13 protein-coding genes and 1 pseudogene are annotated in these 23,833 nt (G+C 38.2%); 6 read left to right on the top strand and 8 right to left on the bottom strand.

What is annotated here, in order from left to right:
* Positions 1-2 precede the first annotated feature (2 nt).
* The 5 genes from FJG96_RS02700 to tsaE all read left to right on the top strand — a co-directional run bounded on the left by FJG96_RS02700 (position 3) and on the right by tsaE (position 7,450).
* Positions 3-1,322: a bifunctional folylpolyglutamate synthase/dihydrofolate synthase gene (locus FJG96_RS02700; RefSeq protein WP_139412621.1), complete on the top strand. Its 1,320-nt coding sequence runs from the start codon at positions 3-5 to the stop codon at positions 1,320-1,322.
* Between the two features lie 43 nt (positions 1,323-1,365).
* A complete protein-coding gene (locus FJG96_RS02695) occupies positions 1,366-2,364 on the top strand; it encodes a complex I NDUFA9 subunit family protein (RefSeq protein WP_139412620.1) in 999 nt (332 codons plus the stop codon).
* Positions 2,365-3,071: 707 nt separating this feature from the next.
* Positions 3,072-4,469 carry an adenosylhomocysteinase gene (gene ahcY / locus FJG96_RS02690; protein ID WP_139412619.1) on the top strand — a complete coding sequence of 466 codons (1,398 nt, stop codon included), beginning with the start codon at positions 3,072-3,074 and terminating at the stop codon, positions 4,467-4,469.
* Positions 4,470-4,505: 36 nt separating this feature from the next.
* Positions 4,506-6,971, top strand: coding sequence for a sensor histidine kinase (locus FJG96_RS02685; RefSeq protein ID WP_139412618.1), 2,466 nt, complete (start codon positions 4,506-4,508; stop codon positions 6,969-6,971).
* Between the two features lie 11 nt (positions 6,972-6,982).
* Positions 6,983-7,450, top strand: coding sequence for a tRNA (adenosine(37)-N6)-threonylcarbamoyltransferase complex ATPase subunit type 1 TsaE (gene tsaE, locus FJG96_RS02680; RefSeq protein WP_139412728.1), 468 nt, complete (start codon positions 6,983-6,985; stop codon positions 7,448-7,450).
* A 157-nt stretch (positions 7,451-7,607) separates the two neighbouring features.
* Here the strand turns inward: tsaE and trxA are convergent, their stop codons facing one another.
* The 6 genes and pseudogenes from trxA to FJG96_RS02650 all read right to left on the bottom strand — a co-directional run bounded on the left by trxA (position 7,608) and on the right by FJG96_RS02650 (position 19,982).
* Positions 7,608-7,931 (bottom strand): thioredoxin, encoded by a 324-nt coding sequence (trxA, locus tag FJG96_RS02675; RefSeq protein ID WP_005774353.1) that lies wholly within the window; start codon positions 7,929-7,931, stop codon positions 7,608-7,610.
* Between the two features lie 172 nt (positions 7,932-8,103).
* Positions 8,104-11,580 (bottom strand): double-strand break repair helicase AddA, encoded by a 3,477-nt coding sequence (gene addA / locus FJG96_RS02670; RefSeq protein ID WP_139412617.1) that lies wholly within the window; start codon positions 11,578-11,580, stop codon positions 8,104-8,106.
* Positions 11,581-11,582: 2 nt separating this feature from the next.
* Positions 11,583-14,702 carry a double-strand break repair protein AddB gene (gene addB / locus FJG96_RS02665; RefSeq protein WP_139412616.1) on the bottom strand — a complete coding sequence of 1,040 codons (3,120 nt, stop codon included), beginning with the start codon at positions 14,700-14,702 and terminating at the stop codon, positions 11,583-11,585.
* Between the two features lie 445 nt (positions 14,703-15,147).
* Positions 15,148-16,722 (bottom strand): peptide chain release factor 3, encoded by a 1,575-nt coding sequence (locus FJG96_RS02660; RefSeq protein ID WP_005774350.1) that lies wholly within the window; start codon positions 16,720-16,722, stop codon positions 15,148-15,150.
* Positions 16,722-18,383, bottom strand: a complete 1,662-nt coding sequence (locus FJG96_RS02655; RefSeq protein ID WP_139412615.1) for a lysine--tRNA ligase — start codon at positions 18,381-18,383, stop codon at positions 16,722-16,724. The genes FJG96_RS02660 and FJG96_RS02655 overlap by 1 nt, the downstream gene beginning before the upstream one ends.
* A 395-nt stretch (positions 18,384-18,778) precedes the next feature.
* Positions 18,779-19,982: pseudogene (locus tag FJG96_RS02650) on the bottom strand (argininosuccinate synthase).
* 184 nt (positions 19,983-20,166) lie between these two features.
* On the opposite strand from FJG96_RS02650, the gene FJG96_RS02645 reads away from it, so the two are divergent.
* Positions 20,167-20,808, top strand: coding sequence for a LysE family translocator (locus FJG96_RS02645; RefSeq protein ID WP_139412614.1), 642 nt, complete (start codon positions 20,167-20,169; stop codon positions 20,806-20,808).
* A 768-nt stretch (positions 20,809-21,576) separates the two neighbouring features.
* Here the strand turns inward: FJG96_RS02645 and rlmN are convergent.
* Positions 21,577-22,803, bottom strand: coding sequence for a dual-specificity RNA methyltransferase RlmN (gene rlmN, locus FJG96_RS02640; RefSeq protein WP_139412613.1), 1,227 nt, complete (start codon positions 22,801-22,803; stop codon positions 21,577-21,579).
* Between the two features lie 42 nt (positions 22,804-22,845).
* The gene (locus FJG96_RS02635) at positions 22,846-23,349 is read right to left on the bottom strand and encodes an invasion associated locus B family protein (protein ID WP_139412727.1); all 504 of its coding nucleotides are present in this window, start codon (positions 23,347-23,349) and stop codon (positions 22,846-22,848) included.
* Positions 23,350-23,833: the final 484 nt, after the last annotated feature.

Below are 23,833 nucleotides of genomic sequence, written 5' to 3'. Positions count from 1 at the left end.
TTATGCAAAAAAGTCAAGTACAAAGGGTGGTAGATGATTTACTCAAGAATTATCCAAAAAAATTTGATCTTTCTTTAGGGCGTATTGTCCGCCTTTTAGAACGTCTGGGTAATCCACATTTAAAACTTGGCCCTGTTATTCACATTGCTGGAACAAATGGTAAAGGATCTGCCTCAGCAATTTGTCGCGCTCTTTTAGAAAGTGCAGGCTACTGCGTTCATATGTACAGCTCACCTCATCTCGTCAACTGGAATGAACGCTGCCGGTTAGGACAAAAAGGAGGTGGTCAATTTGTTCCAGAGACCCTATTGGCTGAAACAATCCGTGAAATCATAAAAGTCAATCGTCAAGAACCGATTACTATTTTTGAAATTTTTACAGCTGCTGCCTTTATGCTGTTTCGTATCCATCCAGCTGATGTTGTCATTTTAGAAGTTGGGTTGGGAGGACGTTTTGATGCTACCAATGTCATTAACAAACCAGCCGTATCGCTTATTATGCCCATTGATTATGATCATGAGAACTTTCTTGGAAACACAATTGCTCAAATCGCTTTCCAAAAAGGGGGAATTATCAAGCCAAACGTTCCTGTCGTAATCGGTAAGCAAAATTATGAAGAAACTCTCGCTACTTTAATATCCCTTGCCGATAAAAATAAAGCACCTTATTCTCTATTTGATCAAGATTATCAAAGCTATAAAGAACATGGCCGTATGGTTTTTCAAAACAATCAAGGTCTCATGGATCTTTCCCTTCCTAACCTTATTGGAGACTACCAAGTTGCCAATGCTGGTGCTTCTCTTGAAGCCGTCTATCAAGCGGGTTTTCAACTTTCAGAACAAGTCATAAACAACGCTTTGAAAAATATTTATTGGCCCGCACGTATGCAACATCTCACCCAAGGATATTTGGTTGATCAACTGTCTCCTAAGTTTGATTTATGGTTAGATGGTGGTCACAATCCTGCTGCTGGAAAAGTTATTGCCGCTGAACTTACACAATGGAGAAAAAAAACAAATCGCCCCATTATTATGATTGCTGGCATGATCAATACAAAAGATGCTGTCGGTTATTTTCGTCCTTTAGCGAACCTTATCGAGAAAGTATATACGATACCGCTTATTAATAATAACGCCAGTATCTGTCCAATAAATTTAGCTGAATCAGCCCAAAAAGCTGGAATCTTTGCGTCCGCCCAAGCGCACCTACAAGATGCTTTGCGTAAAATTAAGGAAGAATATCAAGAGGCTATTGTCCTTATTGGAGGTTCCCTTTATCTTGCTGGCGATATTTTGCGTGACAATAAAACACCACCGTGTTAGAGATTGGCTATTTTTAAAGCTTTGAAAGATAGACTTTTTAATCATGCAACTTGATTGTGCACTTTATCAACACCCTAAACTTATTACTGTTTTTGGCGGGTCTGGTTTTGTAGGACGCCATGTCGTCGAAACTTTGACGAAACGAGGATATCGCGTTCGTATCGCTGTTCGTTGTCCACAAAAGGCTTATTACATGCTCCAAATAGGAGAAGTAGGACAAACCCAAATGCTTAAAACGGATATCAAGCATCGTGCCTCTGTTGCACGCGCATTACTTGGAGCTGATGCTGCAGTGTTTTTGCCTGGTAGTTTAAAACAAGCCAATCAATCTAATTTTAAAAGTACACAAATTGATGGTACCTACAATGTTGCTGAACTAACAGCAGAAGCTGGTATTCCACTCATCTATATGTCAACACTTGTAGCCAAAGAGAATGCTTCATGTCTTTATGCGCGTGTTAAATTTATGGGTGAGCAAATCATTCATAACAAGCATTCTCAAGCAATTATTATCCGCCCATCTGTTATCTTTGGGCCAGAGGATTGTTTCTTTAATACCTTGGCAGATTTGTCACGTTTTTTACCCATTATGCCTCTTTTTGGAGGTGGGCAAAGTAAATTGCAACCCGTATATGTTGGTGACGTTGCTGAGTTTATTGCGCGCGCTTTAGATGGACAGGTTTCTTGGGGAAAAAATTATGATCTTGGTGGTCCCCAGATTATTACCTTCCAAAATGCTCTTGAAAATATTCTCAAAATTATTCACCGTAAAAAAACACTCCTATCCATGCCTCTTTCTGCGGGGTTATTGATTGGAGGGATTTTGGGAACAATCGGTAAATTGCCCTTTGTACCAACACTTGTAACGGCTAATCAGATACGCTTTTTGCAAATGGATAACATTGTTTCTCAAGAAGCTCTTGAAAATGGCTATACTTTAGAAGGTGTGGGAATTACTCCTAAAGCAATCGCTGCGTCCTTGCCAAGTTATCTCTGGAGATTTCGTCCACATGGTCAATTTTCCCAAAACTTAACCGTCTAAAATAAATTCTCCCAAAATTGAATTAGTTATTTGATTTATAATTCACGGTTTGTTGTTCGCTATTTAAAAAACAGCGTGTTCAATAGATTGGTGTTTTTGCATTTTAAATGCTCCATGCGGTATCATAAAAAATGTTTTCTCACACATTTACAGTCTTTTGATAAAAATTATTGAAAATAGAAAAAAGTATCTCTTATAAATTGTCTTTATGCAAAAGCAGAGGCACCATAGGAATCCAAAAGAGCTGGATCTGGATTACCTATTCATAAATATAAAGATAATAACATATAGCTTTGCATTATATTATTTTGCTCAAAAGCTTAATCATGAAATGAAACAAGGTCATAATGCCTTTCTTAAACAACCGTATGCGTGCGTAGAATAAGAGTATACTCCCTTTGATTACCCCGTAAAAAAGTCGATATAAAAACTGTGAAGCAATGCATCATTTTATCCTTTAAAAGGTATCCATCTGAAGATTTTTGGAAGCTTTAACGTGACGTAAAAAGGATAAAATTTTGTTTTTATAATAAGACTTATCCTGAGATCTCTTGTCCTCTTCGTAAATCATTATTCAGAGCCATAAATAGCATGTTTGTTGCACAAATTTATAGAGATTTTTCACATAAAGAAGTCTTCTTCTTGTCTTGCATTTTTTTTTAATTTCTCCTACCGTCTTTAAAAAACTGATTTTAAAGGAATGAAGAATGACAGCTCAAGATTTTGTTGTCAAAGATATTGCCCTTGCTGATTATGGTCGTAAAGAACTTGATATTGCTGAAACTGAAATGCCTGGCTTGATGGCTTGTCGCAAGGAATTTTCCTTCAGTCAACCTTTGCGGGGTGCGCGCATTTCTGGCTCATTGCACATGACAATTCAAACAGCTGTTTTAATTGAAACATTAAAAGCGATTGGTGCCGATATACGGTGGAGCTCTAGCAATATTTTTTCTACGCAAGATCATGCAGCAGCAGCTATTGCCGCAACGGGTGTTCCTGTATTTGCTGTTAAGGGTGAAACATTGGAAGAATATTGGACTTATATAGATGCAATTTTCCAATGGCCTGATGGTAATCCTTCCAATATGATTTTAGATGATGGAGCAGATGCTACAAACTATATTTTAATGGGAAGTCGTGCGGAACAAAATAAAGATATCCTCTCGCATCCCAAAACAGAAGAAGAAGAAATTTTTTTCAAACAAATCCAAAAGCGTATGGATACAACGCCAGGATTTTTTACACGACAACGCGCAGCAATTAAAGGTGTAAGCGAAGAAACCACAACAGGTGTCAATCGTCTTTATCAATTACAAAAAGAAGGGCTTCTGCCTTTTCCTGCTATTAATGTCAATGATAGCGTCACAAAATCAAAGTTTGATAATAAATACGGATGTAAAGAATCATTGGTTGATGGTATTCGCCGTGGAACAGATGTGATGATCGCGGGGAAAACAGCCATTGTCTGTGGTTATGGTGATGTAGGAAAAGGTTCAGCGGCTTCTCTTTCAGGTGCTGGAGCGCGTGTGAAAATAACAGAAATTGATCCTATTTGCGCTCTTCAAGCGGCTATGGATGGCTATGAAGTTGTTAATTTGGATGATGCTGCCTCCAGTGCTGATATTATCATCACAACAACAGGCAATAAAGATGTTGTCCGTTTAGATCATATGCGCCAAGTAAAAGATATGTGTATTCTTGGCAATATTGGTCATTTTGATAATGAAATCCAAGTTGCAGCCCTTAGAAATTTGCCATGGACCAATATTAAACCTCAAGTTGACATGATCACCTTTCCCGATGGAAAACGCATCATTTTGCTTTCTGAAGGGCGTTTGTTAAACCTCGGTAATGCGACGGGACATCCTTCTTTTGTCATGTCAGCCTCGTTTACCAATCAAGTTTTAGCGCAAATTGAACTTTTTACTCGCGCTGAACACTATAAAAATGAAGTCACTGTTTTGCCTAAATATCTTGATGAAAAAGTTGCACGTCTCCATCTTGATCGATTAGGAATAAAATTAACTGTTTTATCAGAAGAACAAGCTGCTTATATTGGAGTCACACCGCAAGGACCTTATAAACCAAACCATTACCGTTACTAAAATGCTTCCTTGGGTTTAAAAAGAGGGAAAAATGTCGTGCTCAGCTTTGGTGACCATACCCCCAAAGAAAAAGCTCAAAACATGATTCGAATTTGCACGCATATATTTTGCCTTTTTTTCTTTTTTTCTCCAACACGCACTGTTGCTCAGACGTTAGAAGGTTATTTACCATTTTCTTTCACTTTGCCAAATGGTCCTTGGCTGCTTTTAGCGCTGTGTGGAGGAATTTCTTGTGCTTCATTTCTCACATGCATGGCTGTTATTATGCATGCAAAAAAAGCAGCCCAGAAGCCTTTGAAGATAATTCAGACAGATTTTTCTGAAAAACTTAAATATTATGAATGGCTTCTGGAAGAAACCGGTCAAGTCCTTCTTATTTGGGACAATCCAACATCCTTGCCTCGTGTCGTTGGTGGCCTTTCCACATTGCAAAAAATAGGCATTGATCAGCAAGATTTTCAGCGCTTTGAACTCTGGGTTGAAGAAAACTCTCTGCGAGAACTTGATTATGCGTTGACTCAACTGCGTTGTAAATGTCACCCTTTTGAGCTTTCTATCACCACCACAAATAATGTGCTGCTACAAGTTACAGGGGTTGTTGCAGGGACAGTCGCTATTGCTCGTTTTCAAGATATCTCAAAACAGCAGAGCGAAAATGCTCGTTTACAAAAAGATATTGCTCGCCTTCTTACTGAACTGAGAATGCAGCGTAATCTTCTTGATCTTATTCAAGAGCCTGTATGGATAAAAGATTGTAAAGGAAAAGTTTGTTTTATCAATCGCGCCTTTAGAGAAATGACAGACTTTCGTGAAGGCAGTGATGAAGTGGGGGATCTTTTCAATGAAAACACACAACGCAAAACAGATGAAACAGAAACAATTTTTCAAGAACATGTTCATACCGTCATTGATGGAGAACGGCGCTATTTTCATCTCACACGTCTCACAACAGCCGAAGGGATGGCTGCTTTTGCACGAGATGACAGCGCCTATGAAAATCTTGCTCATGAATTAAGATATGTGCTTCAAAGCCATTGTGAAACCCTTGACCAAATCTCAACAGCTGTCGCCATTTTTGATACAAACCAAAAATTAAAATTCTGCAATCATGCTTTTAAAATTTTATGGCCGTTAGAAAGTTCCTTTTTAGAAAGTGAACCAAGCCATACATTATTTCTTGAACGTTTACGTGAAAAAGGGCTCATTGCTGAACATCCTGATTGGCGTGCGTGGAAAGAAGAACTTTTTAAAGCCTATCGGCAAACAGAATCAAACCAACAAATTTGGAATCTTCCAGATGGTCGTACAGTGCGTGTTGTCTCGAATCCTCATCCACAAGGAGGAGTTACATGGCTTTATGAAAACCTTACAGAAAAAATTGATCTTGAACGCCGTTATAATACACTTATTAAAATACAAGGTGAAACACTTGATAAACTTTCTGAAGGCGTGGTCGTTTTTGGTGCTGATGGACGCCTTCGTTTATCAAATCCTTCCCTGTCGAAATTGTGGTCGCTTCCTTATAATTTAATGGTAGAAGGAACCCACATTACACAGTTAAAAAGCCATTGTTCAGCCTTAACCTTAGGAAAAGAATGGGATCAATTTACTAAATTCATTACCGGTTTTGCTGAAAAACGTGAAACATATTCGGGTCGTATAGATCTTAAAAATGATATGATTATTGACTATACTTTGGTCCCTCTTCCCGATGGACAGACGATGCTTACTTTTGTGAATGTTACAGATACTGTCCATGTTGCACGTGCTCTTCAAGAAAAAAATGAAGCCTTAGAAAGTGCAGATCGTTTGCGTAATGAATTTGTCCAACATGTTTCCTATGAATTGCGTACACCTCTCACCAATATTATTGGTTTTTCCGATATTTTACGGGATCAAATTTTTGGTTCTATCAATGAGCGTCAACAAGAATATCTTGGGCACATTCATTCAGAATCAGGAACTCTTTTAAATATTGTTAACGATATTCTTGATCTTGCCACTCTTGATGCAGGCATTATGGAGTTAGACATAAAACCAGTGAACATTGCCGATGCGATGATACAAGCAGTAGCCCGTGTAGAAGATCGCCTTAATGGGCGCCACATTACGCTTTTACAACAAATTTCTCCTTCCTTAAACACTATTTCTGCTGACGAAAAACGCTTACATCAAATTTTTGTGAATGTCTTAAGTAATGCACTTAATTTTGCAACGGAAGCGAGCACAATTGAATTTTGTGTCGATGAACAAGATGATAACATTGTCTTTAGCGTTCACAATGAGGGCTCTGACATCCCTGAAGACATTCTTGATCGTATTTTTAAACGTTTTTCTTCCCATTCACACCATGGTGGGCGTGCGGGAGCTGGGCTTGGTCTTTCGCTTGTGAAAAGTTTCGTTGAACTACACGGTGGACATGTTGAAATTCTTACCGGTACAGGACAAGGAACAACAGTTAAGTGCTTTTTCCCCCTCCCAAAAGGAGATAAGATTTTTTAATGAAAGCCTTAATGAATTTTGATTTTTTCCTTGAAAATGAAGAAGCAACAAAGCTTTTTGCAAAAAATTTAGCCCTTTCTTTAAAGCCAGGGGATCTTGTAACACTGCAAGGAGATCTTGGAACTGGAAAATCAACCATTGCACGCACAATCATCCAAACGCTTGCAAACGATAACACTATAGATGTTCCAAGCCCTACTTTTACTCTTGTGCAAAGCTATCAACTTTCACAGTTTGAAATTATTCATGCTGATCTTTATCGCCTTTCTATGGCAGAAGAAATTGACGAATTAGGGCTTCATGAAACACGTGAGAAAACCATTTTACTCGTTGAATGGCCAGAAAGAAGTGCAGATCTTTTAGAGATTGCCACTTTTGCACTCACCTTACACTATAAAGCACAGGGACGTCATGTGACATTGAGATCGTCACAACATTCCATTGAACGTTTGCAACAATCTTTTGCAATTCGCACATAAAAAAACATCGACATCAGCATGCTTAACAGTATCGACTCTTAAAAGCATCTAGCTTTTTGCTTTAATTGAACTTCTTTTACAATATATCGTAGAATATTTAAAAAACCTCAAAAGGAGAGATAAAATGTCTCTCCTTTATCATTGCCTATGTACAGCATTAACTAAGCCCATCTTTTATCCATTCAGAAAGACGTCCTTTAGAGGTAGCGCCAACCATATTTGATGAGACATTTCCATTTTTAAACATTAATAACGTAGGGATAGAGCGCACTCCATATTGGGTAGCCAATTCCGGATTTTCATCAATATTTACTTTGGCAATTTTAACTTGATTTTGCATTTCCGTTGAAATTTCATCTAAAATTGGCGCAATCATTTTGCAGGGACCGCACCATTCTGCCCAAAAATCAACCACAACAGGGGTGGAAGAAGTTAAAACTTCACTTTCGAAATTGTTCTTATCAACTTTTATACACGTCATTGATTTATCCTTTATACTCACTTTTTATAGATTGGTATGATAACAATTCATATCAAGTTATTGCAAAGATAAATTATTAAAGGGCTTTTCTGTACCAAAAATTGTGGAGCGTGTTTATTTGAGCAATTTTATAAAAGTAAAAAGCGTAAAGATACTTTGAAGAGAAAATAACTTATAAGGCAATTTCATCAAGAAATGACTCAAGCTTTTCTGGAGGAAGTTTAAAAATTTTGGCTTCTTTACTGTAGACAAGTAGAGCTTGGACATCTTTACTGGGATGAATAGCTTGTAACAATTTTCGATAAAGAGCCATTTGCAACCAATGATGAGGAGGGATAGCGGCTTCATTTTCTGGTGGGTATCCCGTTTTAAAATCAGCGAAGATAATGCTGTTTTTCGTGATGTAGAGACGATCAATTTGACCAGAAATTGCTTGTTCTTTTCCTCGAATTTTTACAATACCCATTAAAGGAACCTCAGCACGTGAATGCTGAGAAAAAAGAGGTTTGAGGTAAATGTGATCTAACATTTTCCAAACATGGCGAAGACCCTCTTCTCTTTGGTTTTCATCCCAATGAGAGGCTTTTATATTGAGATAGTTGCGAGCATAATCTTGACGTTTTTGTGGGGGGCAGTCGGGTAGATATTGTAATAATCGGTGAATGAGATTTCCATATTCAATGGAAAAAGCTCTGTTGGTGTTTACTTCTCCTAAAACAGGCGAGGTAAAAAGTTGTTTTGAGCTTGAAGAAAGCTCTGTATCAGCTTCAATGGAAAGGCTTGCGACAGAGGGCTTTAACGGTTTTGGAAGCACTTGTTCTGTTGGTACTTTATGGGAGTAAAAGGCAGGCAAAGGTGGTAAGGCTTGACTCTCAGCGAAAGCAACTTCTTGGTTTATAGGAACAGTAGAAGAAGATGTAATGCAATAACGCCAAGCTGCAATATCTTCTGTGGGGCCTTTTATAGCGACCGCATGGGGTTCAAGGGCTTTTTTTACCAGTTGTAGCCATGTATCAGAGAGTGTTTTTTCACCTTTATATCCACAAACAAATAAACGATCTTCAGCACGTGTCATTCCTACATAAAGAAGGCGCCTATACTCTTCTTCTGCACGCTCTTTTAAATGTGAAATTGCTTGTCTAGAAAGTTTTGTATCAAACTTTTTATTGGGGCACCAAATAAAAGCGTGTTGTCCATTCCCTTGTGCACTGTCTAAAGACACTTTAAGCAAATGAGGCGCATGCTGAGGATGCCAAATCGCACTACCAGGATCAACCAAAAATACAACAGCAGCCTCTAGTCCTTTTGCAGCATGAACAGTCATGATGCGAATTTCTTCATTGTTTTGTTCAAATTCACGTTTAATTTCTGGTTCGCTTGCACTTAATGTTTCTAAAAAAGCTTGTAATCCTGGTAATCCTGTTTTTTGAATGTTAAGCGTATAATCCATAAAAGCATCGAGCACATCATTGGCTTCAGATCCTAAACGAGACAGAATTTTTTGCCTTCCCTTATCATTATTCAAAATATGGCTATAAAACTCGAAAACCGGTATTTTATCCACTAAAGCGCGATAATGGTTCAATTTTTCAAAAGCATCTTTAAAAGACGCTTTCAATGATGCGTTTGTCCATAAGCTTTGCCAAAGAGAGCCGGTGCGGTGTGCGGCAAGCTGATAGAGTTCCTCTTCACAAAAAGCAAAAAGGGGGCTTTTTAATACGCAAGCAAGAGAAAGATCATCTTGTGGCTGCAAAACAAAACGCCCAAGTGCCATTAAATCACGGATACTAATATGTTTGGTGAGTTGTAAACGATCAGCCCCTGCTACGGGAATATTACGGTGTTTAAGAGCCCGAGAAAGCGCTGAGACAAATTTATCACGTTTACGGACCAAGATCATAATATCACTTGCCCGTATTAAGCGTCCCTTTGCTGGAAGCATTTCGCCTTTTTGTAACCAGCCAGCAATCGTTTCAGCAATTTTTTCTGCTAAACGCACTTCAGGAGTATCTAAATGATCAACGCTTAAATGCCAGTCATGCGGAAATTCGCTTATTTCTTTAGAAATAGCATCCCATATAACAACCTCTCCTGGACTATGAACACGAATAGCTTCATGCACCGTTTTTGTATTTTCTGCCGAAAGTCCTTTATAGTTTTCTGGTGTTTCAAAAACAAGATCAACGCTTTTAAGAATATCTGCTGTAGAGCGAAAAGAATAATGCAATTGTATTTTCTCAAATTGCTGATTTGTTTGCTGCACTTTTTTTTGAATGATTCGTCCATTTGCAGCAAAATTTTCTGGGGCAGCGCCTTGAAAAGAATAAATAGATTGCTTTTCATCTCCAACAGCAAAAAGAGTCCGTATATTCGTTCGTTGGCTATACCCTGAGAAAAATTCTTGTGCCAACAGTTGAATAATTTGCCATTGCTCAGGATTGGTATCTTGTGCTTCATCAAGTAGAATATGATCAAGCCCCTGATCAAGTTTATAGTGTACCCATTGGCTTGCACCTTTGCGCTGTAATAAATGAAGCGTGCGCTCAATAAGATCGTCAAAATCTAACAAACCATTGGCCTTTTTTAGATTGTTATAAATTTCGAGATAAATGGCACAGATCTGAAAAGCAGCCATATTGAGGGTGGCAACTTTTGCGCATTGATATTTTTCTAAAAGAACAAAAATTTTGCTTTGTTTATCTTCAAGAATTTGTTGAATAAAAGGCCAAATTTCATCTGATTTTTTACGAAATAAATGTGGAAAATTACGTGGTTTACCCTCTGTGGTCAAATAAATATCAGAGACAATATTGAGAATATTGGTCTCATCACGCGCTTCTTCTAATTGGGAAAACTTTTCCACCATCTCTTTCAGACGTTGACTGCCATTGGTTTCACAATGCTTAAGAGCATAAAGAGGAAGACGCGCGGTTTGTTGAATTTGTTCTAATAGGGATTGGTTTGTTTCACTGGGCGCTAAGTTAAAGAGCGCGCGCAATTTTTCTTCTCCATTTTCAGACAAAAGAGACGATAAAAAATCAGAGAGTTTATGTTGCTTTTCAACGACTTCATAGAGCAATTGGTTAAAAGTATGTTCGCTAATAACTTGAAGTAACTGTTGCAAAGCAGGTTGTATATCACGACGCGTTAAAAGTTGGCGACGGGATTCTTGTCGTAATTTTTTACGACTGATATCATCGGGGAGTTCAAAATGTCCTGCGATATTGGCTTCTAACATAAATTGATGCAAGAGAGATTCACAAAAAGCATGAATCGTTTGAATTTTTAAGCCACCAGGTGTTTCAAGAGCACGCGCGAAGAGTTGTCGTGCATACGTTAAGTTTTGCGCATTGACGGGTTTATTTTCAAAGCGTGTTAAGGTTTCTTGCAGCTGTGCGTCATCAAGTTCATTCCAACTGGATAACGTGCGAAAAATTCGTGATTGCATAACAGCCGCAGCAGCTCTTGTATAAGTAAGGCATAAAATACGTGCTGGAGGCGTACCGTTTAAAAGCAAACGAATAACACGTTCACTTAAAACGTGGGTTTTTCCAGATCCAGCATTTGCGGAAACCCACACGTTTTTTTGGGGATGTGTTGCCGTTGCTTGTGCATCAAGAGCAGCTTCAGGGATAGAAAAAAACGTCATGATTACTCTTCTTTATGAAATCCAATTGACCATTCCCACAACCTTGCCAAATGATCGTAGTCACCTTCATATCGTTTTTCTAAGGGAACAGCATGTGAGAGATAGCCTTGTTGTGGATTTTGATAATACGTTATAAGGGCAATAAGATTTTTCCATGCGATTTCACCAAGATTAACGGCACTAAGATAAGTTTTTTTGTCTTTTGCCGTTAAAAGAATGGATTGAGATTTAATTTCACCTTTTCCGTTCAGAGGAACATAAAACAAATTTGAGGGAGTAAGATCTTGAAAATCTGGAAATGCCCCTTCCATCAGCAAAGCTGTTTCTAAAGCCAATTGTGGAAATAATAACTCACGAACTTGTTTTGATGAAGGAGGCGTTCCAGTTTTGAAATCTAGAATTTCAACCGTTTTGTCTGGTAAAACATCAAGGCGATCAGCCCGTCCTGAAAGGGTTACTCCTGTTTTGCCTATAGGAATTTTTTGTGAGACTACTTCAGAATATCGCTCTCGCGGTCCTAAACTTTGTTCCCATTGAATGAAACGTGGAGCAAGATTTTCAAAACTGTTCCACCAAACTGTTTCAATATCGGGTGGAAAATTGAATTTATCAAATTCTTTACGTCCAATAGCGAGCAGAACATTGAGTGCATTTGCAGCATTTGGATTTTTTATTTGTGTGCAAAAAGCGGCAAGAATAGCGTGATAAAGTATTCCGCGCTCAAGTGTGCTAGGGTCATGAATAAGTGCTTTAAGGGGTTTTAGTCGTAAGATTCTTTTGGCATAAATAGCATAAGGATCATACCGTAATGTTTCTATTTCAGTGACTGAAAAATGACGCGGACGCATAGCAAGAGGTGGTACAGGACAAGGACGTTTCACTTCAGAATTTACGTTTGTATGATCAAGCATCTTGCTCCAATAGAGGAGCATTTCACCGCGTGCACGAATTTGTTTCCAAACCTGTTTTCCTACAACTGTTTCTATACGTTGTAGCCAACGTGAAGGAATAGAAGGGGTATGATTAACCCGCAATGCGCGACTCATTACCACTTGATCCATTCCCATAGCCCATTGAAAATCATGCGCAGAAACACCTATACGCTGCTCTGGTGGTTCCAGAGTTAACATCATTTTCATCGGTCGCGATAAAAAAGCATCATTTCGGGTTGATATCGGCCATGAACCTTCATTAAGACCGCCGATGACCACTGTATCAACCGTTTGCAAACGCGATTCCAAAGTTCCCCAGATGAATAAACGTGGATGTCCTCCAGGTGAAGGCGTGACGGAACGCGTTGCGATCAATGCAGAAAACATAGCAGGCCATTCGCTCAGATGAAATGTTAATCCTGATTGATCACTGACCAATTCACGCAAAAAATTTGATAGAGCTTGTCCTGCTTCGTGTTGATAAAGATGGGCAAGAGAATTATCCTCACTGCGACCAAAATTCTCAAAAACTTCAACAGTTGCTATCGCAGCTTCATTGACGGTGCATTCTTTCTCTTGTTTCATGAGAGAGGTTAAAGGTTCAACAGCTTTCTTCAAAAGATGACACAGAAAACGTGCTTCTTCAAACTTCTGCTGATCAAGGGCATTCACTTCAGAACGATCATGGGAATATGTTTCAATCCATTTTTCAAGGAATTGATCACATTCAAAAAGATTGATGCGCCCTGTATTCCCTCGAAGTACAAAAAGTTCAAAATTTTCTGCCAGTTCGCGTAAGCGATGACGGTTTTGTTGGAGTGTTGTCAGTGGATGTTTCAGAAGAGAAAGAAAAGCAATGGGATCATCAGGTTGCAAAATATTTTCTAAGATCAGTCGCAAAAGCGTTACAGGCAATGTTTGGGCAAGTGGTATTCCTCCTGAATCATTTGCTTCAATGCCAAACCGCTGTAATTCCGCAGAAACACGGCGGGCTAAATTACGGTCATTTGTAATAAGGGCTGCGGTTTTTTTAGGGTTTTCAATAGCCTCGCGTAAAGAAACAGCAATAGCCAGAGCTTCTTCACGTTCATTTATAGCTTCAATAAATGACCAATCTGCACAAAGATTTTCATAATCATCACGGACAATTTGTACCCATTTATCGGTTGTAGAAGCTGGTCGGAATGCTTCTGATAAAAGCGCCATTCGCCTTTTCTTTGTTGTGCTCTGTTGGCCAATTTCACAAACATGGTTGCGTTGACACTCCATGAGAGAAAGAAGTTTTTTTAAATGATATTGAGGATGGCTAAAAATATTTTCTGCATGATCAAAAGAAGCACACGCTTCTTTTTCTTTATTGCTTGTGCCAAGTGCATTCCATTGTTCTTCATCCATATGAAAATCAAGGCCCGCAAGAACAACAGCTCCTTTTGGCAGAGAGGCTATAACCTTTAAAAGATGAGAAACTGCGGGCATAGAACCTGATACACCAGCCGCAATGACAGGTTTATCAGATTGTGCGCGTCGTAAAGTCTCTGCGTGCATTGTAAGTGCTTGATTACGCCATTCAGCAGGATTACTGCGTTGCCTTTCTGTTAAGATTTGTGGCCAATTTTGTGTCACAATCGTTAAAAAATCGAGCGTTATTTGCCACCATTCAGCAACCATATCAGGGGCAATATCTTTAAGTTTCGACCAATCTGCTCCTTCTGTTTCAATTTCATCCATCAAATGTGCTAAATCTTGAGCAAGCCAAAGTGCATCGGCACTATGAGCCGGAATAAGCACATCTTCTGTACCAAACATGGCACGCAGATGTGCAGGCAAATTTTCACGCCATGGACGAATAAGACGCGCTAAAAGCAGCAAGCGTTCGCTTTCGCCAATGGGTGGATTGAGAGCGCTGGTATAATTTTCAACAAAAAGGAAACTGTCTTCATCGACATCTCCTAGAGCACGAATGGTTGGCAAGAAGGTTGATCGTGTATCGCTTCTTTCAACAAAGGCTAAACGCAAAGCACGAGCCGCACGACGTGTCGGAACATAAATAAGGCTATCGGCAAGAGCCGTTTGAATATCTCCATTGGGAGCAAAATTATCAATAAGAGCACCAGAGAGAAGCGCATCAACAAAGTGAGGCAAAAAAGCTGTTCCAGAAGAAATAGAAAAGACACGTGGTTTATAGGTCATATGATATTGTATTTGGGATAATAAATTCCATCTTATTGATTATTTGTATTATTTTGACTGTATACAATTTTCATACAATGAAAAGCTCTATTTATACAGGAGATTCTTAATTTAGATTTTAAAAAGATTGAAAGACATTCCATGTCTTACGCTATCGTGAAAAAACATATCAAAAATTTTTTGATCTTTTTCAACGAAGAATAGGCGATAGCTTATTTTCTAACTCACAGAAGTACTCTAAAAACAAATATTAAATTTTAAAAGGCGCCAAAAGTATAAATATATTGTAACTTATTGAATACAAAAATTAAATTTACGGCATTCTTTCTATCGTGCACTCTGAAAATGTTCTTTACATACCCCTTACGTTTTCAGAAAAAAACACTCCAACTCAACGTGAAAAATCATTATATACTAATTGTTGTGTAAAATATTTTTCTTTACGTTAAGAGCGTACTTGATAATCTTTAAAAGCAGAAAATTTTATTTTAGGAGCTCTTTCTGCCTCATAATTTAATGAAAAATGGTTCTCTGCTAAAAATACTGGATCACCCTCTAAATCATATGCAATAGCAGAGCGGTGATTGCTGAGAAACTTTTGCAACTCATCCTTGCTCTGCGCTGAAACCCAACGGCATAAATTAAAACGCGCAGACTCAAAATTCACCGGTAAAGAATATTCTATTTTCAATCGCTCTTTTAAAACATCAATTTGCAAAGCACCAATAACACCAATGAGAGAAGGTGACCCATCATCTGGAATAAATAATTGCACAACCCCTTCTTCCGCCATCTGTTGCAAAGCTTCTTTAAGCTTTTTTGCTTTCATTGGATCGCCTAAACAAACACGACGCAAAATTTCTGGTGCAAAATTGGGAACTCCCTTAAAGAGGATATCTTCTCCTTCAGTCAAAGTATCGCCAATCCGTAACGTTCCATGATTAGGGATTCCTACGATATCACCAGCATAGGCTTGATCAGCAATTTGGCGTGAACGCGCAAAGAAAAATTGTGGAGCCGAAAGTGTCATCGGTTTTCCTGTTCGCACCAACTTTGTCTTCATACCGCGTTCAAGTGTTCCAGAACAAACCCGAAAGAAAGCAATACGATCACGGTGATTAGGGTCCATATTTGCTTGAATTTTAAAAACAAACCCTGTCATTTTAGATTCCGTTGCAACAATGCTGCGACGATCTGCGTCCTGATCACGAGGACTTTGACCAAAATCAATGAGTGCATTGATCAAATCACGAACACCAAAATTGCGTAAAGCCGAACCAAAATAAACTGGAGTCATATGACCTTCACGAAAAGCTTGAAGATCAAAATTTTTGCAAGCATTTCGAGCAAGTTCCACCCCTTCGATAAAAGTTGAACGTTGATACTCAGGAAGCAGATTTGCAACCTCATGGGAGCCAGAAACTATCTGTTGTGTTATCTCATCGTCTTTTTGACGAAAACGATTATGATGAAAATCAAAGGTCCCAACAAAATCTTTACCCGTCCCAATGGGCCATGTTATGGGCGCGGTATCAAGCGCCAGCTTTTCCTCAATTTCATCTAAAAGCTCTAGAGGATCACGCGCCTCACGATCCATTTTATTGATAAATGTAACAATAGGAATATCCCGCATCCGGCACACTTCAAATAATTTCAGTGTTCTAGGCTCAATCCCGCGGGCACCATCTAGCACCATGATAGCACTATCAACAGCTGTCAGCGTGCGATAGGTATCGTCTGCGAAATCTTCATGACCGGGCGTATCTAAGAGATTAAAAATATGATTTTCATATTCAAACGTCATCACTGAAGTCACAACGGAAATACCACGATCACGCTCAATATTCATCCAGTCAGAACGGGTTTGAATACGATCCTTTTTAGCTTTTACTTCTCCTGCAAGTTGAATAGCACCACCAAACAATAAAAGCTTTTCTGTCAATGTCGTTTTTCCAGCATCTGGGTGAGCAATAATTGCAAATGTACGGCGTCGCTTTACTTCTTGCACTCTTCTCTCCATTATTCCTCCACAGATCGTGCAAGTGCTTCAGCAATTAGTGCACGCATTTCATTAATCCCATAAAGCGCAATAAATGATCCCAATCGTGGTCCTCGTTCCTGCCCTAAAAGGACTTCATAGATCATTTGAAAAAAGACATTTGAAACACCCGGTCCCCCTTCAGGGCTTTTTTTGTTATGATCTTGATAGCGTTCTATTAAACGAGCAACATCAAGAAGTGCATTTTGAATCATATTGCTATCAGCAGTTTCAGGCAAACTGGCTAATTTTGCATCAATTTGCTCTAATGTTGCCCGTTCACTATCATCTGCTGCTCGAAATTTTTTGTTAGGTTTTACAAAAACATCAAAATATTTAAGAGCAAATTGCACTAACTGATCAAGTTCTGGATAAGTTTGTGCATTGGCTCCTTGAGCATAGCGAGAAATAAACCCCCAGAGAACCTCTTTATTCTCTGCATTTGAAGCACTTACCAAATTCAACAGAAGAGCAAAGGGCACTGGTAAATCAACCTGTGGAGGACAACCATTATGGATATGCCATACTGGATTATTAAGCCGTTCTTGCCAACTTTGCCGACCATAGGCTGAAAGATGTGCATAATATTCATCCACAACTTTGGGAATAACATCAAAATAAAGCCTTTTGGCTGTTTTGGGCTTTGAAAACATATAAAGCCCTAAACTCTCCGTTGGAGCGTAAGTAAGCCATTCATCAATGGTTAAACCATTTCCCTTGGATTTGGAAATTTTCTGACCCTTTTCATCCAAAAAGAGCTCATAGTTAAATCCTTCTGGAGGTTTCCCACCCAAGACTTTACAAATTTTAGAAGAAAGATTTGTGGAATCGATAAGATCTTTTCCTGCCATTTCATAATCAATGCCAAGCGCTGTCCAACGCATCGCCCAATCAACCTTCCACTGACACTTGACCTTGCCCCCTGTAATCTCCGTTTCTATAGTTTCTCCTGTTTCAGGCTCGATATAAGTAACCGTTCCTTTTTCAACATTACGCGCAATCATCGGTACTTGTAATACTTTTCCAGAAAAGGGAGAAATCGGTAAAAAGAGAGAATAGGTCGCCTGGCGTTCTTCACCCAATGTTGGTAAAATAATTGCCATCACCTTGTCATAACAGGCGAGAATTTTTAAAAGTGTTTCATCAAAACGACCGGAACTGTAATAATCCGTAGCACTTGCAAATTCATAATCAAAACCAAAACGATCAAGAAAAGCCCGTAAACGTGCATTATTCGCCGCTCCAAAAGAAGGATAATCATCTCCAAAAGGATCAGGAACGCGGCTCAACGGTTGACCAAGATAATGTTCCATCTTCTCGCGATCAGGGACATTCTCAGGAACCTTGCGCAAACCATCCATATCATCAGAAAAACAAAGCAGCTTTGTTTTTACTTTATTCTCCGTAAGAATATGAAATGCATGACGCACCATAGTTGTACGTGCCACTTCACCAAAAGTTCCAATATGCGGTAAACCAGAAGGTCCATAACCTGTTTCAAATATTACACTATCTGGATAACCCGTCTTTTCGTACCGTTTGATAATCTTACGTGCTTCTTCAAATGGCCAAGTTCTCGATTGAGCAGCCGCATCCTTTAATTCAGACGTAAGGCTAAGGGCATCACACTGATTACGCATCATTATTTATCCTAAAAATTATACTCTTTCAAAATAGGGTGTATGGTTCTTGAATTTATTCGTCAATAATAGCAAGCAAAAAGATGTAAATTTCTTGATATTCTTAACTCACAATAAAAAAACCGCCCTCGCTGTAAACATATTTTGTTCATAGAAAAATAAAAAACATTGAACATGATAAAGCAAAACTGCCTCATTTTGATTGTCAAAGCTTTCATTGCTCTTATCATGAGGCTTGTTTATCATATTTATCAGCACAAAAGTGAGCCCTCTAACAGTGAACGAGAAAACTTTAAAAACCAATAAAAAAATATTTAAATGATGTGTTTCATATAAAAACAATGACCCAATATGAGACTTGTCAAAGTCATTTTTTATTTTTTTTTCTTTATCACCCTTTATGATATACGGCTTAATATACGCAAATGTAGAGAATTGAATTTAATAAAACCTGTTTGCGTCTCTTTGATCATAAGCACCTTGATTATCCTCGATAAGTGACCAACGCACTTAAAATAAAGTTATTTTTGACTTTGACACCCTTTAACAATCACATTTCCTTTATAGAGCTTTAGCGTAATTTCATCTTCAATATGTTCTTGAGATAAATCAATTGCTGCCTGCAACATCTTGCATTCGGAAGAAAACTAAAAGCTATAATAAATGAGTTCTGCTTAACGGAGCATCAATTCATCTTTCAAATGCGTTGCACCATAATTTAGTGTTAAGATTCTATTGCTCTTTGATCCGTTAAAAGGATGATCCCCTCCCCTAGTGTTTCATAAATACTCCACGACTTCATACCTACAAAGCAATTTTCTGCAAAATCTAACCAACCAATAGCAATTATGTGCTCGTAATGATTAATTCTGCAAATCAAGTTGCAGGCAATAAATTTTTTTCATTTATTAAAATAGCATTGCCTTTTTTAAAACCAAGAATGATTCTGGTTTCTTGATCGTGTGCATCTTTCAGCGAAAAAATACACAAATGGACATCTTCAGGAGCGAGAGAAGTGCTGGATTTTCTAAAATCTTTCTTCCTGATGAAGCATGCTATAAATTCGCATCCACTTTAAAAGGTGCTTCGCCTTGCTTATTCTTTTCTATAGGTATTTTATGTATACGAACAAATTCAAACAGATCTGCTCGACTTCTTAAAATCCCAATCACACCTTGGGGCAATACCCTTTATACCAAAATTTAAGAACATAAGCGAAAAGCGTACCTGATCATTGCCTTTACCTGTTTCCCCATGAGCAATTCATCTACCCCTGTTTCCCTTAGTAATTTCAATAAGGCATTTTGAAATAAGTGGACGTGAGATTAATGTCCCTAAAAGATAAATTTCTTCATCAACGGTATTCACTCGAAACAATCGGAAAGACAAAATCAAGCATAAATTCTTCGTGCAAATCTTCATTATAGATTTCTTTAACACCCTAGCATTTCAGCTTTACAACAAGCAAATTCTAGCTTTTCCCCCTGCCCCAAATCCGCCGTAAAATTTACAACTTCAACGCCTAACGTACTTTTGCAACTATTTAAGAATAATTGACGTATCCACCCACCCCCTTGAATAAGCCAAAACAATATTTCTAATATTTTGTTACTTTTTCACTCTAAAGTTCTATACGCGTTACTCTTTTTTTCCCAAAAATCACAACAGCGCAAGAAATGTGAAAATAAATTCTCTTTAAACAACATTAAAAAGACTCAAAAAGCGTAAATAAAGGCGAATCGGATTGTAAATAGTGAACACGGTTTAAAAATAAGAGGAGATTTTCGTGTCATTTCTACCGGAGTGGTCTATTATTGTGCAATTTGCTTTAGCATCGTTGATTTTAGCACTTATTCCAGGACCTGATATGATGCTGTCTGTAGGGCGAACAATTACACAAAGCAAAAAAGCTGGAATTATGTGTGCCTTAGGAAGTGCAACAGGGTTTGCTATTCAAGTTACCGCTGTAGCTCTTGGCTTATCAGCGCTTATTTTTGCTGCGCCACACACTTTTGTTCTTCTGAAAATTGTCGGGGCCTTTTATCTTTTATGGTTTTCTTTCCAAGCTTTACGAAGAAAACCAACATTTTCCTTTGAACAAACATCTTCTAAATCTCAAAGCTCTAAACGTAACTATCTTGCTGGTATTGGAATTAATCTTCTCAATCCTAAAGTTATACTCTTTAATGCAACATTCTTACCACAATTTATCAATGAGAATGATCCTATGGCAACACAAAAGCTGCTCTTTTTAGGACTCTCTTATATTCCTATTTCTTTCCCCATTACAATTTCTGTTGTTTTTACAGCGCATAAACTGACCAAAACTCTTAAACAAAACCCTCTTTATATTCGCTTTCTCGACTGGCTTATTGCTGGTACTTTTACTAGCTTTGCTCTCCATCTTCTTATCGTTACAAAAGATTGATTTATAAAGTTTAATTTATCGTTTTTAATTTAAATGAAAACTCTAGATATTGTGGAAATGCCCTCATTTTAATCTCTTTATATTGAATTAAACAATAGCTTTATTTTTTTGTACATCACAAGAAAACCTAGAATTGTCACGTAGATAAAAATGACTTAAGAAAAGAATATCTCCTATGAGCCGTCTTAAACACTAAAAGCTTTTACAACATTGAAGGCTAGAAAATAGAATGCTCGTACCAACTGACATACCTTGTATGAAAGCTAAAAATATGGATGGTATCATATATTTCACAGAAGCTTTTGTGCTATAGTTTTCACAGGCGTTGTCGTGAGACGGGGAGTACATTAAGAGATTCTTTTTTAAAAACATATCAATGGATAACAATGGTATTTATGGTGTGGGATATTTGTATTCTAGTCACACCATTTTATGTATGAAGCATAATCTTGCTAAAAAACGTAACAAACAAAAGCATCTGGCAATGTATATCTCCACTCTTTAAAAGTTATTACTGTCGATGCTTTTAAAAATTATAAAACCGAAGTAAAAAGTGTGAAGTGAGGTGGAAATGAACGACTCTTGAGACTTTCCTCTAAATTAGGCTGCCTCCTCATTTCAGAGATTACACAAACAGACTTTATAGAATATCTTTTCCCTATTGAACCTACACAAGCAAAGACTGTCTGTCTCACACATATCTCTATATGAGGTTTATATGTTGATTTACGGAAAAAATACAGGCTTTATAGACTAAAATTGTGTTAACTAATGACCAATAGCACTTTCAAGTTTCAAACGTTCAGATTTTCGTAAGCGCTCTGAGGCCGATTTAAGCTGTCCACACGCCGCTAAAATATCGCGTCCACGCGGTATCCGAATAGGAGAAGCATAGCCTGCTTGATTAACAACATCAGCAAAACGTTCGATTTGCTCCCAATCAGAACATTGATAATTACTCCCTGGCCACGGATTAAAAGGAATTAAATTGATCTTCGCTGGAATACCTTTTAGCAACTGTATTAATCGCTTAGCATCATCTAAACTATCATTGATATCTTTCAACATCACATATTCAAATGTGATTCGTTTTGCATTAGACAGACCAGGATAATTACGGCAAGCATCCATAAGCAAAGCAAGCGGATATTTTTTATTGATAGGAACAAGCATATCCCTTAGTGTATCGTGTACGGCATGCAGTGAAATTGCTAACATCACACCAATTTCTTCGCCAGTTCGGATAATTCCAGGAACAACCCCACTGGTTGAAAGCGTAATCCGGCGTTTTGATAAAGAGAGTCCATCGCCATCAGAAGCAATCAATAAAGCTTTTTTTACAGCTTCAAAATTATAAAGAGGTTCTCCCATTCCCATCATAACAATATTGGTAATTTTGCGCCCTTCAACAGGAACAATTGCCCCATCAGGCGTATCCTTATCAGGAAAATCCCCCAAACAATCACGTGCAACCAACAATTGTGCCAAAATTTCTTCCGCCGTCAGATTGCGAACAAGCATCTGCGTTCCCGTATGACAAAAAGAGCAGGTTAATGTACACCCTACTTGCGATGAAAGACATAAAGTACCACGTCCTTCTTCAGGGATATAAACCGTTTCAATTTCAACAGGCCTTCCAGCCCCACGTGCTGGAAAACGTAAGAGCCATTTACGTGTACCATCCTTTGATATTTGTTCTCCAACAATTTCCGGACGTGCAATGGAAAAATGACGTTTGAGAGTTTCTTGCATTGCTTTAGAAATATTCAGCATTTCACCAAAATTTGAAACGCCACGGACATAAAGCCAATGCCAAAGCTGACGTGCACGCATACGCGTTTGACGCTCTGGTACACCAAGTGTCTTTAAAGCTTGCACTATTTCATCTTGCGATAATCCAATTAAAGAGAGCTTAGAACTCTCCTGTACCACCACATCATCTGTTTTTGGTGCTAAACATGAACCAACAGGTCTAAGATCATAGGAAATAGCCATTGCTTTCCAATTTACATTACTATTTTAGAAGTTATTAAAACCTTAATGGCACTTTTGAGCCGCATTTAATGCAGCAGTGACCCCTTTTAAAGAATAAGTATAGGTGGTATGCGTTCCTCGTTTTGATATTGCTTTCACCGTCATATTGTTTCCAGCACGCATCGCAGAAACGAGTTGCTTTTCTAGCTCTGATGACGCCAACCAAGCTGAGGAATCCTTCGTGAAAAAATCAAAGTCCTTATCTCCAATGGTCACTGTCACTCTCGACCCTTCTTGAAGCGTATAACCAGCCATAAACTGCGGTTCAAACGAAACAGGCGATTGAGAACGCTTGGTAACTAAGAAAAAATTATCCCCATGATTAACCGTTGTTGGAAGAGCCTTCAAAGGAACAGATAACACATAGCAAATCGTATTTTGGGACGATTTATAAGAATAGGCTCCCCACGCTTCAAATTGATTTAAACGGCTTGGCGTTTGTGCACACGCCGCCCCAGCTGTAACAAGAACCATTACAGATGCAGCAATAACAGTCTTTTCAAACATCTTCATTTAGCTCACTTCTTTAATCTCTAACAAGATTCTCTTCATTGGAAAAGTTCAAACAAAAACTCCTCGATATTCATGTGTAATTATCCTAATTCCTCCAATAAGCGAAATATTTTCACAGCAATTAGAACAGATTTCACGTTCCATTGTGACCTTTTAGTCATTACCAAAATATGAACTTTTCATTCAATAATCGCATTAAAAAACAATATTTTTGATTTCATATCACCCATTTCGTTTTTTATAAAAAAACGATTCCCTTAGGCAATAGGATTTCAAAACAAGATAAAAATATACCACCACTCTGCTGAGAAATAAACCATACTCTTTACATCATAAGCAATCTGCTGCAAAACTTTGAAAATACACTTTATAATCCCCAAAAAATTTCATAGCATCTCATAGCTTTGTGAATATCATTTCTCAACTCTACACATTCAATACACGTCTGTCCGTAAGATACTCCACCTTTTAACTATTA

The sequence above is a fragment of the Bartonella mastomydis genome (genome assembly GCF_900185775.1).
Lineage (GTDB): Bacteria > Pseudomonadota > Alphaproteobacteria > Rhizobiales > Rhizobiaceae > Bartonella > Bartonella elizabethae.
Note: the sequence above shows the minus strand (reverse complement) of the source record. Positions and strands in the feature narration are given on the sequence as shown.

Excerpts from the sequence above, each read along its gene's own strand:
- FJG96_RS02700 (WP_139412621.1), top strand. The coding sequence starts at position 3 with ATGCAAAAAAGTCAAGTACAAAGGGTGGTAGATGATTTACTCAAGAAT.
- FJG96_RS02695 (WP_139412620.1), top strand. The coding sequence starts at position 1,366 with ATGCAACTTGATTGTGCACTTTATCAACACCCTAAACTTATTACTGTT.
- ahcY (WP_139412619.1), top strand. The coding sequence starts at position 3,072 with ATGACAGCTCAAGATTTTGTTGTCAAAGATATTGCCCTTGCTGATTAT.
- tsaE (WP_139412728.1), top strand. The coding sequence starts at position 6,983 with ATGAATTTTGATTTTTTCCTTGAAAATGAAGAAGCAACAAAGCTTTTT.
- trxA (WP_005774353.1), bottom strand. The coding sequence starts at position 7,931 with ATGACGTGTATAAAAGTTGATAAGAACAATTTCGAAAGTGAAGTTTTA.
- addA (WP_139412617.1), bottom strand. The coding sequence starts at position 11,580 with ATGACGTTTTTTTCTATCCCTGAAGCTGCTCTTGATGCACAAGCAACG.
- addB (WP_139412616.1), bottom strand. The coding sequence starts at position 14,702 with ATGACCTATAAACCACGTGTCTTTTCTATTTCTTCTGGAACAGCTTTT.
- FJG96_RS02660 (WP_005774350.1), bottom strand. The coding sequence starts at position 16,722 with ATGGAGAGAAGAGTGCAAGAAGTAAAGCGACGCCGTACATTTGCAATT.
- FJG96_RS02655 (WP_139412615.1), bottom strand. The coding sequence starts at position 18,383 with ATGATGCGTAATCAGTGTGATGCCCTTAGCCTTACGTCTGAATTAAAG.
- rlmN (WP_139412613.1), bottom strand. The coding sequence starts at position 22,803 with ATGGCTATTTCCTATGATCTTAGACCTGTTGGTTCATGTTTAGCACCA.
- FJG96_RS02635 (WP_139412727.1), bottom strand. The coding sequence starts at position 23,349 with ATGTTTGAAAAGACTGTTATTGCTGCATCTGTAATGGTTCTTGTTACA.